This window comes from Acidobacteriota bacterium (assembly GCA_028874215.1).
In the GTDB taxonomy this organism is placed as follows: domain Bacteria; phylum Acidobacteriota; class UBA6911; order RPQK01; family JAJDTT01; genus JAJDTT01.
In genome coordinates, this window is sequence record JAPPLF010000020.1 from 46,237 (window position 1) to 56,229 (window position 9,993).

The window sequence follows — 9,993 nt, forward strand, 5'->3', positions numbered from 1 at the left end:
ATCGGCCGGAACACCACTGGGCTGCTGCAGAGAACAGACCATGAAGCTGGATGGCCTGGACACACCTTCGGTCCTGGTCGACGTGGATATCATGACCGCGAACCTGGACCGGTTGGCCCGCTACTGCCGGGACCACGGCCTCAATCTGCGTCCCCACGTCAAGACCCACAAGATTCCCGAACTGGCTCGGCTCCAGGTCGAGAAGGGCGCCGTCGGCGTCACCGTGGCCAAGCTGGGCGAGGCCGAGGTCATGGCGGACGGCGGGGTCGAGGACATCCTGCTGGCCTATCCGGTGTACGGAGAGATCAAGTGGAAGCGGTTGGCCGCCCTGGCCCGCCGGACCCGCATCTCGGTGGCGTTGGATTCGCTGGAGGTGGCCCGGGGCATCTCGAAGCACGCCCGGGAGGGTGGGGTCCGGATTCCCATCCTGGTGGAGTTCGACACCGGAATGCGGCGTTGCGGCTTCGCCATCGGCAAAGAGGCCATTCCGGTGGTGGAGCGGATCGCGGAGCTTCCGGCACTGGACTACCAGGGGCTGTTGATCTACCCGGGGCACTTCCTGGCGGACCCGGAGCGGCGCAATCGACTTCTGTCAGTGGAGAACCGCCAGCTTGCGACTCTGCTGGACCTGCTGGACGACGCCGGGATCCCCTATCCGGTCATCAGCGCCAGTTCGACCCCGACGGCGTACATGTCGCACCAGTTCAAGAACATCACCGAGGCTCGTCCGGGCACCTACATCTTCAATGATCGGAACACCATCGGTTGCCAGGCCGCCGATCTGAAAGACTGCGCCGTTTCCGTCCTGGCCACCGTGGTGAGCACCAGCGTTCCCGGCAAGGCCGCCATCGACGGGGGCAGCAAGACCTTCTCCAGCGACAAGTTCCTCTCCGGGGACGGCGTGGGCATGGGCCACGTGATGGGCGACCCGGGCACTGTGGTGGAATATCTCTCCGAAGAGCACGGCCATCTCGTGTTGGCCAACGCCGCCAGAAAATACCGGGTCGGGGACCGGATCCGGGTCATTCCCAACCATGTCTGCGCCTGCGTGAACATGCACGACCGCATCTACGGAATCCGGGACGACGAAGTGGTGACCGAATGGCAGGTGAGTGCCCGGGGCGCCGTGCAGTGAGCCGAACCGGGCCGGGACACCGTCTGACGCCCCGGCGGTGAGGAGATTCGAGCATCGTGGAGCCCGCCCGAGAACTCCTGTATCTGTCGCGCGAGGACATCGAGGGAATCGGTCTTTCAACGGCCCGCATCGTCGAGGCGGTGGAGGATTCCCTGGTCCAGAAAGAATCGGGGAACGTGGAGATGCCGCCGAAGCCGGGCATCCATACCCGGCCCGGAGCGTTCATCCACGCCATGCCGGCGTACATCCGAACCACGGGAGCCGCCGGATTGAAGTGGGTCGGCGGGTATCCCGGAAACTCGGCCCGCGGCCTTCCCTACATTACGGGCCTCATGATCCTGAACGATCCGGAGTCCGGAGTGCCTCTGGCGGTGATGGACGCCACCTGGATCACGGCCATCCGGACCGGTGCGGCCACGGCGGTGTCGGCACGGCATCTGGCCCGCCGGGACTCCCGGACGGCCGCCATCCTTGGGTGCGGTGTCCAGGGCCGGTCCAACCTGGAGGCGCTGAAGGTGGTCCTCCCCGAACTCCGGGACATCCGTGTCTACGACGTCCGGCTGGAAGCGGCGCACGCATTCGCCCGGGAGTGTGTGAAACGTCACGAACTCTCCTGCACGGTCTGCGCCTCCCCCCGGCAGGCCGTCCGGACCGCAGACGTGGTGGTCACTGCGGGCCCCATGCCGAGTCCGCCCGCACCCGTGATCGAGCCGGACTGGCTCGCGGACGGGGTCTTCGTCTGCGTCCTGGACTTCGACGCCTACGTGACCCCCGCGGCCTTCCACGCCGCCGACCTGCTGGTGACGGACGACGTGGCGCAGTTCGACTACTATCGCAGCGTGGGGTATTTCAAGGGTCTCCCCCCCGTGCTTTCCGAGTTGTCAGACGTGGTTCGGGGACGGGGAGGACGCCGGCGGGAGGAGCAACGGATCATATCCGTCAACCTGGGACTGGGCGCGGAAGACGTGGCCACGGCCCAATTGATCTACACGAGTGCATTGGACCAGGGAGCGGGGACCGTCCTTCCCCTCTGATCCGATGAGATAAGAAAGGAGCATCGCAATGGTTCTGACTGCATCGACCATGTTGGGTCTCGGCACCGAGGCCCCGGACTTCCAGTTGCCGGACGTGACGACGGGTGAGACCGTTTCCCTGGACGACTTCTCGGGGAACAAGGCCCTGTTGGTCATGTTCATCTGCAAGCACTGCCCTTACGTCGTTCACGTCCAGGAGGAGCTGGCCCGCTTGGGGAACGAGTACCGGGCCCGGGACGTGGGCGTCGTGGCCATCGGCTCCAACGACGTGGACGCCTACCCGGGAGACGCCCCCGGCGAGCTGAAGAACATGGCCCGGGAGCACGGGTTCCAGTTCCCCTACTGCTTCGATGAGTCCCAGGCGATCGCCAAGGCCTACACGGCGGCCTGCACGCCGGACTTCTTCCTCTTCGACCAGGACCGGCGCCTGGCCTATCGCGGCCAGTTGGACGACAGCCGGCCCGGAAGCGGCGCGCCGGTGACCGGCGAAGACCTGAGAGGAGCCCTCGACACGGTCTTGGCCGGGGATACCCCCGATCCGGAACAGCAGCCCAGCCTGGGTTGCAACATCAAGTGGAAGCCGGGGAACGAGCCGGCCTACTTCGGAGTCTGATCCGAACCTGATCCGGGGGCCGGCGGTGAATCCGGCCCCCTCTCGCCGACGCGCTCCAGCCCTTCTTGGGCGTACCGGTTATCCGGGTTCATGCTCACGGCGCGGCCGTAGTGCGCCCGGGCGGCGTCCCGGTCCCCCTCCAACTCCGCCAGGTAACCCAAGGCAGCCCAGTTGTAATCGTCATCCGGGTCGAGGGACACCGCGGCCCGGAACGATTCACCGGCCTTTTCGACTTGGCCGTCCCGGAGCAGCGCGACTCCCAGGTTGTAGTGGGGACGCGCTTTTCCGGGACTCTTGGCCACAGCGTCGCGCCAGAGCAACAGGTCGTCGTTCCAGATCCGGTTGCGCGCCAGCGTCGGCGGAATCAGCAGGATCGCCAGCATCCCGATGCCCACCCATTGCACAAGGTTCGGCCAGCCTCTATTGGTCCGGCGGGGAAACAGCAACCAAGCCGCCGCCAGGGCGAATCCGGCCGCCGGCAGGTAGAGTCGTTGCTCACTGAAGGGATCCAGATTGGGCACGACCCAGGTCGGCAGGCTGAAGGCCAGGATCCAGAGCAGTCCGATTCCAGGTGTGGAGCAGCTCCGGCGGGAGCCGAGCACCGCGGTCGCCACAGCGAGCAGCGCGGTTGCCGAGATCACCGTCAGCAGCAGGTTCGGCTCGGGGACCTGATGGTCCAGGTTCAGGTCGGCCGGCCAAAGAAACAGCCCCAGACCCTTCCAGAACATCACCGGCTGCAACAACCAGTAACCGACCGGATCGGGATGGTTCCACGCCATTCCCGCCGGCGAGTACTTGACCAGCGACCAGCCCAGGGCCAACCCGTTGGCAATGGACAATCCGGCCCACCACCTCCATCGGTCCCGATTCACCACCCAGAGAAATGGAAGCAGCATGGCGGCTTCCGCGCGGCTCCAGAGCGCCAGTTGGAAACAGAGGGCCGCCGCCCACGGCCTGCGCGCCGCCAGCAGGAGCGCGGCCAGTCCGAAGCCGCTCATGAGCAGCACCGAGCGGGCCCAGACGTAGTTCACGGCCTGCGTCTGGATCGGATGCAGCCCGAACAGCAGCGCCGTCGTCAGGGCCAGGCCCAAGTTCCGGAAGCGCTCCAGAATCAACAGGAACAGGAGCAGGACCACCGCCAGGTGGAGAAGGAGGCTCACCAGGTGAAAGGCCCAGGCCTGAGGGCCGGAGACCAGGTAGTTCAAATGGAACGTCCAGAGCGTCAGGGGCCGGCCGCCGTACTGTTCCAGAAACGCCCCGTATTCGAAGCGCTCGGTCACCAGGGAACTTTCCAGGATCAGCGCGTAGTCATCGAAGTGGAAGGCCGCCGGGAACGAGTTGAGATAGACGGCGCCGGTGATCAGAATGAGCGCTGACCCGGCAATTCTCGTTGCGCCCGGTGAATCCACAAGCCCCATACTATGGCTCCGCTTCGAACGAAGCATTCTGACCCACGTTGGAGAGCATTCTCATCCTTTGATTCACAATTTCCAGGTTTGACACGTATTTGGGGCTTCGTTATCGTGAGTTCTCCTCGACGACTGGCCCTCTTGGGCACTTGATCCCAGAGTGAATCGGCGGTTCCCGGAGAACTCGCGGATGGTCGCGCTCCAGTCCGGGGGAACCGATTCAGGAGAACCCAAATGACAGATGGAAAGACCAAGACTGTACTCGTGATCACGGCCCACCCGGCCGACGCCTTCGACCTGGCCGCAGGCACCATCGCCCTGCACCGGCAACGGGGGGACCAGGTCCACGTGGCTTCCGTGACCCACGGGGCCCGTTCCCACGCGCCCAGCATTTACGATGACAAGCAGGAAGCTCTGGACGAGGCCAGGGAGGCCCAACTCCTCCAGGAGATCATCCAGGAGAAGAAGCAGGAGTTCGAAGCCGCCGCCCGGGCGGTCGACGCCACCGCGACCCACTTCCTGGGAGAGGACGACGAGCCCTTTGTGACGACCCGCAGAGTCATTCTCCGCCTGGCGGAGCTCTACCGGACGGTCCGGCCCGACATCCTGATCACCCATCACCGCACCGAGCAGAACCACCACGACCACCCGGAGGTGGGAGACGCCTCCGCCCGGGCCATCGTCACCGCCGCCCGTTGGCTGGAGGGTTCGCGCCTGGAGCCCTACGACGTGCCGACCGTCTACTACTACGGCACCCAGGACCGGCGCGACGTGCGGATCAACCGCGGCACGGTGGGGGTGGCGGCCACCCATGTCGTGGACATCGAGAGCGTCGTGGACCAGAAGCGGGAGGCGCTCAAGGCCTTTGCCACACAAAAATACCAGGGTAAAGGTTACGCCACGCCGGAGTACCTGAACCGCCGGCTCGAGAGCGTCGAGGGACACTACGGGCTGTTCAGCGGGTGCCGTTACGCCGAAGAGTTCATCGCCCGAGGGCCCCACGTCACCCGGCTACTGCCCTCGGTCCGCTGATCCGGTCGGTGGGGGGAGAGATCATTCCCCAGAGCTCTGTGCCGTGGAATCAGGCCGCTTCGCTCTCTTTGCGAAGTCGTGCTTGTGCCAAATCATACGCCGCTTGGAGGCGCACCCAGAAATCGGCATTCGACCAGCCCACCGCTTCGAGCTTCAAAGCCATCTCAGGTGAAATCCCCGCCTTGCCGTTCAGCACACGAGAGAGAGTGACCCGGGCCACGCCCAGCTTCCTGGCTGCCTCGGTGATACTCAGTCCCGCTGCTGCACAATCTTGTTTGAGTCCACGTCCGGGATGAGGTGGGTTCTTCATCGGCATTACACCGATCCTCCTAATGGTAGTCGGTCAAGTCCACGTCAAAGACGTCGCCAGCCTCAATACGGAAGATGATCCGCATGTTGGCAGAAACCCGAATACTCCAGAAGCCCCGCAGGTTCCCCTTAAGCGGGTGCAGCCGGTAGCCTGGAGTGTTCAGGTCGTTCGTGCTGACGGCCACATCAAGGCGGGCAAGGATCTCCTCAATCCGTACGACCTGATAGGCCTGTAGCTTGCTTTTGTCGCCGCGCTCGAAGAGCCGCTTCAAGCCTCGGTGCCGAAACGTCCTGAGCACATCGAAATTGTATCGTTATACGACTCAGGGTGCCACTCCCTCACCATCAACAGTGTCGCTCATTGCGGCCAGGATCACCGCACCGAGCAGAACCGCCACGACCACCCGACCGTGGGTGACGCCTCTGTCCGGGGGCATTGTCGCCGCCGCACGTTGGCTGGAGGGTTGCCGGCTGGAACCCGATGACGTGCCGAACGTCTACTACTGGGATGAACGTTTTCTGTTTGTGGCTTCGTGCAACGGAACGGACCTGAGCCAAACCTGGAACCACTCCTCGACCGGAGCACAGAACCCGGCGTCCGCGTAGTGGGACTCCTGCAGCGGGAGATCCTCGCTCATTCCTTCACGATGGTGTTGCTGGAATAAATTCCGAGTTCGCCGTCGATCCGGATCTCCGCCACCAACCGGTATTCGCCCGGATTGGTCGGCGTATACGCGCACAGTTCCCGGGTCGTTTCGGTCCCGGAGATGTCCGTCCATTCGGTGTTCGGCGTCGCGCGAGCCTGCCAGTTGGAACTGACGACGGCGTAGCGATCGTCATCGAAAATCACGTCCTCCATTCCGATACAGCCACCGCTCGAAATGGGCCCGAAAGTCACCTCACCTGAAGATACCGAGACCAGTCCGAGAAACACATACGGGTCCGCGCCGGCACCGCTGCGTTGGAAGACCACAAGCCCTTCATCTTCCGTGTCCAGGTATGCGGGGGAAGAGATGGTGACTGTCCCTTTCTCGGATAGCGACGGTCTCCTTCCTGCCTCTTTCCCCCCGCGCCGCCCGGCTCTACCTGGTGCGTCTGGATGGAGTTCGGGTTTCGCTGTTGCTCGCCAGCTCACCGCCCGCACCCGGCCTCACTGCCGGTTCGTGTTCCTGCAGTCGTGGGTTTGCCTGCCGCTTCCTCCAGCTTCACCTCGCGGCTACGCCTTGCGGTTCGGCTAAGGTTGGTTCCATCACCTCCTTCGGGATCTTTCATCCCTTAGAGACAGCCCATGTCGGGCACACGAGCGGCGGTTTCCTAACCGCCGACTTCCGGAGTGTCTGTGAACAAACGCGAAACGTGGGCGATGGGTAATCGCCCCGCCTTTGTCTCAGAAGCCGACGGCGCGGAAATCGATCTGTTTCGAGAGCTGGCAGGTCCCGTTCCGCGACAATTGAAAAACCGTATTCTTTCCTCAGGCTCCAAAATACCGGATCGCCTCTGCCAGCAACCCTGAGAGGAAAACCGCGATCAGGACCGCCCCCACTGCGGTGAACGCCGTGGCGACGACGGTAGCGATCCCAACGCGCCGAAAAACCTGCCAGATCAGGACCACGAGATATGCCTCGAACGTCGCCAGGGATGCCAACTGCCAGAACTCGATCCAGAAACTCCGGAGCGTCCAGAAGCGTTCGAATACGGGCTCCGAGAGCACGAATCCCAACGCTGCAAGCACCAGGGTGGATTCGGCCACGTGCCCCCAACCCAGATAGGGGCGCGCGAGCCAGCTATCTCTTTGTATGCGAGTCCCGATCACGGAGATCACTCTCTCCACTATGGACACAAGCAGCAGTGCGCGAACCGGCCGCCGGTCTCCGACCCCAAGACAGACCAAGACCAGGAACAGCACCACGAGACAGGCAGACAATCTCCAGTCCAGACGCGGAGCATTACCAGTGTGCCATCTGCCTCGAAGCGGACTCACTTCCTTTTCCGGCATGGGATTCGTCCTTGGTACATGGCCGCTGCCTTCTGGTTGCGCCGTTTACCGATCGGTGGGCGCCGGGGCCGGGTGGAACAGCCGGTCACCGGAACCACTGACCCGGACTCCGACGACCAGGCCGGGTCCATACTGCGACTGGCTGTAGGATCAGCGTCAGAGTCTCCCCGCTCACCCCCACCGTCACCACCGGCGCATCCGACGACGTCGCGCGGAAGATCAGCGTGTCCCCGGCGGCGGTGCTGTGAACGGTCGTCCACCCCGGTAACTAATGACGTGTGGAAAACGAAAACCGGACAGTCTCGCCGCGGAAAGTGTGGGCTATTCGCCCTTGGCAACCTTCGAGAGCGCCTCGGCGAATGCGTGGGAGTCCGCCGGCCGCGCCGACCGGGCAGCCGTCAAGATCGATGCTGCAACCCCGATCACGGCCGCTCCCGTCTTCGACCCTGCGGTTGGCTCGGCGGCGGGAACAAGACGGCGGCGCCGGATCCGGTCCACCGTCTCGTTGAGTCCTGGGGCCGCGAACGGATGCCGGCCGGACACCATCTCGTACAGGACGACGCACAGGGACCAGACATCGTCGCCTTCATCGGCCATGCGGCCCGAGAGCACATCGGGCGACATGTAGCGCAAGGTGCCACCTGTGGTCGCGGCCTCGTCCGTCTCACGCGCCAAGCCGAAGTCCAGCAGTTTGGGCGACCCCTCGGACGTGAACCCGATATTGCTGGGCTTGATGTCTCCATGCCGGAATCCCTTGGCGTGCACCGCCGCCAACGCGTCGGCCAGCCTGGCCATGGTGGAAACGGCCTCCAGCGGAGGGACCGGGCCGTCCCTCAGCCGATTCCTCGAGGGTGCCGCCGGGATGAAACTCGACGATGAGGATCGGACGGCCCCGCCAGAACTCGATGCCGTAGATCTGGACGGCTGCCGGATGCGTCACCGTCGCCATGGTATGCGGGTCCGGCCTCAGGCTCGCCAGATGGTCGGGGGAGACCCTCCCCAGGGTCTTGACCGCGACTCGGAAAGAAAGTTGTTCCTATTGGAACCCCTGCAGGAATCAGCGGACCTCTCAACGGTAGAGGGCCGCTGTCTTCTGGTTCGCCGGTTATCGAACGGTGGGCGCCGCGGCCGGGGCCGGGTGGGGCAGCCGGTCACCGGAACCGCCGACCCGGACTCCGACGACCAGGCCGGGTCCGTACGATGACTGGCTGTAGGAGCAGAACCAGGTCAGCACGCGGTCGGGCCGCAGCCGCATCGCATAGCCGGCGCCGGCGTCCACGCCCCAGTCGGCGCGTTCCGCGCCGCCCCGGTAGCCGCGGTAGACCTGCTCCTGCCAGAGTCTGCCGCCGCCGTTGGCCTGGTCTCCCCAGCGCGGCGACAGCGACAGCGACAGGCCTTGCTGCCGGCTCCCCACGCTGAGCGTCACCCCGACTCCTCGCTCGCGATATCCGGCGGCCGAATGCAGCACCAGCATCCGCCCCTGGGCGTCGACCCGCACCCGGCCCCGAGCCGCCCGCAGGCCGCCGGCCAACTCCAGGCCGGTCCCCGTCTGTCCCGCCCCGCCGTCGCGCCGCACGTGCGCCTCGACGAACGGCGCCAGCGCCAGTCCGTTTTTCATCCGCACCGGACGCGACACGTCCGTGCCGAAGCGCGCCTGGCTGACCCCCACCCGGTGCGCGTCGATGGTCTCCTCCCCCGCCCCGGTGGCCAGCCGCGCCCACGCCGCGTCCCCCCGCAGACCGATCTCGGCCCGGCCGCCCGCCGCGCCGTAGCGCCGCCGCACCTCCACCAGGCCCAGGCCCAGGCCCAGACCGCTGGTTCCCAGGCGACCGCTCCGCCGCACGTTCTCCACTTCGCCCCAGCCTCCGCCGCCCAGCGCCGAGAACGAGGTCCTCCCATCCGACCAGTGCAGGTACGGGTGCACCGCCGTCAGCGTTGCCGCCAGCGAGCCGCTCGACCCGCCCACGCGCCAGTCGCCCGATCCCTGACTGCGCGCCAGCGCCACTCCCGCCAACCAGCTCTCCGACAGCCACGTGTCCAGTCCCAAGTACCCGGTCCGCAGGTCGCCACCGTAGCCCACCGCCGCCGATCGCGCCCCTTGAAACGTCTGGAGGTCCCCCTGGCCCCACACCTGCCAGCGCCTCCCGGGACGCGTCGGTTCGTCCGCCGCCTCGCCTCCGCCCCAAGCCACCACGAACTCCGTGCCGCTCAGCCACCGGTCCGGCCCGAGTCCGTCTCCTCCGTACCCGACAGGGCTTCCCAGCCTCCCGGCGCAGTCCCGCTGCGCACCGGCGCCCGGCCCCATCGGGCACTCAGGATCTCCTCCCGGCGCCACACCCATCGCGCCGCCGCCGAACGACCCCAACCCGGGCAGCCTCGCCGGGTTCGAATACCGGCCGGCGTACGGCCGGCCGCTCGACATGAACCGCTCCGCCTCCGCCCGGCTCAGCGGCACCCTCCGTCCC

The 9,993-nt window shown here is 65.7% G+C and carries 11 protein-coding genes; 4 read left to right on the forward strand and 7 right to left on the reverse strand.

Annotated features, from left to right (window positions below; translation table 11 throughout):
• Positions 1-40 precede the first annotated feature (40 nt).
• Genes OXT71_03785 through OXT71_03795 form a run of 3 tightly spaced genes read left to right on the forward strand, consistent with a single transcriptional unit; the run spans position 41 to position 2,782 of the window.
• The gene (locus tag OXT71_03785) at positions 41-1,135 is read left to right on the forward strand and encodes an alanine racemase (protein MDE2925500.1); all 1,095 of its coding nucleotides are present in this window, start codon (positions 41-43) and stop codon (positions 1,133-1,135) included.
• A gap of 56 nt (positions 1,136-1,191) precedes the next feature.
• Positions 1,192-2,169: an ornithine cyclodeaminase family protein gene (locus tag OXT71_03790; protein ID MDE2925501.1), complete on the forward strand. Its 978-nt coding sequence runs from the start codon at positions 1,192-1,194 to the stop codon at positions 2,167-2,169.
• A 28-nt stretch (positions 2,170-2,197) separates the two neighbouring features.
• Complete coding sequence (locus tag OXT71_03795; protein MDE2925502.1) at positions 2,198-2,782, forward strand: thioredoxin family protein; 585 nt, start codon at positions 2,198-2,200, stop codon at positions 2,780-2,782.
• Here OXT71_03795 and OXT71_03800 read toward each other — a convergent pair.
• On the reverse strand, positions 2,767-4,200 hold the full coding sequence (locus tag OXT71_03800; protein MDE2925503.1) for a tetratricopeptide repeat protein: 1,434 nt from the start codon (positions 4,198-4,200) through the stop codon (positions 2,767-2,769). The two genes, OXT71_03795 and OXT71_03800, sit on opposite strands and share 16 nt — an antisense overlap.
• Before the next feature lie 225 nt (positions 4,201-4,425).
• On the opposite strand from OXT71_03800, the gene OXT71_03805 reads away from it, so the two are divergent.
• A complete protein-coding gene (locus tag OXT71_03805; GenBank protein MDE2925504.1) occupies positions 4,426-5,223 on the forward strand; it encodes a PIG-L family deacetylase in 798 nt (265 codons plus the stop codon).
• A gap of 49 nt (positions 5,224-5,272) precedes the next feature.
• Here the strand turns inward: OXT71_03805 and OXT71_03810 are convergent, their stop codons facing one another.
• The 6 genes from OXT71_03810 to OXT71_03835 form a co-directional block, all read right to left on the reverse strand.
• Complete coding sequence (locus tag OXT71_03810; GenBank protein MDE2925505.1) at positions 5,273-5,539, reverse strand: HigA family addiction module antitoxin; 267 nt, start codon at positions 5,537-5,539, stop codon at positions 5,273-5,275.
• 13 nt (positions 5,540-5,552) lie between these two features.
• Positions 5,553-5,831, reverse strand: coding sequence for a type II toxin-antitoxin system RelE/ParE family toxin (locus tag OXT71_03815; GenBank protein MDE2925506.1), 279 nt, complete (start codon positions 5,829-5,831; stop codon positions 5,553-5,555).
• A gap of 335 nt (positions 5,832-6,166) precedes the next feature.
• A complete protein-coding gene (locus OXT71_03820) occupies positions 6,167-6,391 on the reverse strand; it encodes a hypothetical protein (GenBank protein MDE2925507.1) in 225 nt (74 codons plus the stop codon).
• Positions 6,392-7,003: 612 nt separating this feature from the next.
• Positions 7,004-7,456, reverse strand: coding sequence for a hypothetical protein (locus OXT71_03825; GenBank protein ID MDE2925508.1), 453 nt, complete (start codon positions 7,454-7,456; stop codon positions 7,004-7,006).
• A gap of 393 nt (positions 7,457-7,849) precedes the next feature.
• Positions 7,850-8,365 (reverse strand): protein kinase, encoded by a 516-nt coding sequence (locus OXT71_03830; protein ID MDE2925509.1) that lies wholly within the window; start codon positions 8,363-8,365, stop codon positions 7,850-7,852.
• 268 nt (positions 8,366-8,633) lie between these two features.
• Positions 8,634-9,993: autotransporter domain-containing protein (locus OXT71_03835; GenBank protein MDE2925510.1), on the reverse strand; the 1,360-nt coding region annotated here is incomplete at its 5' end.

What these genes read in the sequence shown, in the direction of transcription:
- OXT71_03785 (MDE2925500.1), top strand. Translation starts at nt 41, where the DNA reads ATGAAGCTGGATGGCCTGGACACACCTTCGGTCCTGGTCGACGTGGAT.
- OXT71_03795 (MDE2925502.1), top strand. Translation starts at nt 2,198, where the DNA reads ATGGTTCTGACTGCATCGACCATGTTGGGTCTCGGCACCGAGGCCCCG.
- OXT71_03800 (MDE2925503.1), bottom strand. Translation starts at nt 4,200, where the DNA reads ATGGGGCTTGTGGATTCACCGGGCGCAACGAGAATTGCCGGGTCAGCG.
- OXT71_03805 (MDE2925504.1), top strand. Translation starts at nt 4,426, where the DNA reads ATGACAGATGGAAAGACCAAGACTGTACTCGTGATCACGGCCCACCCG.
- OXT71_03810 (MDE2925505.1), bottom strand. Translation starts at nt 5,539, where the DNA reads ATGCCGATGAAGAACCCACCTCATCCCGGACGTGGACTCAAACAAGAT.
- OXT71_03820 (MDE2925507.1), bottom strand. Translation starts at nt 6,391, where the DNA reads ATGGAGGACGTGATTTTCGATGACGATCGCTACGCCGTCGTCAGTTCC.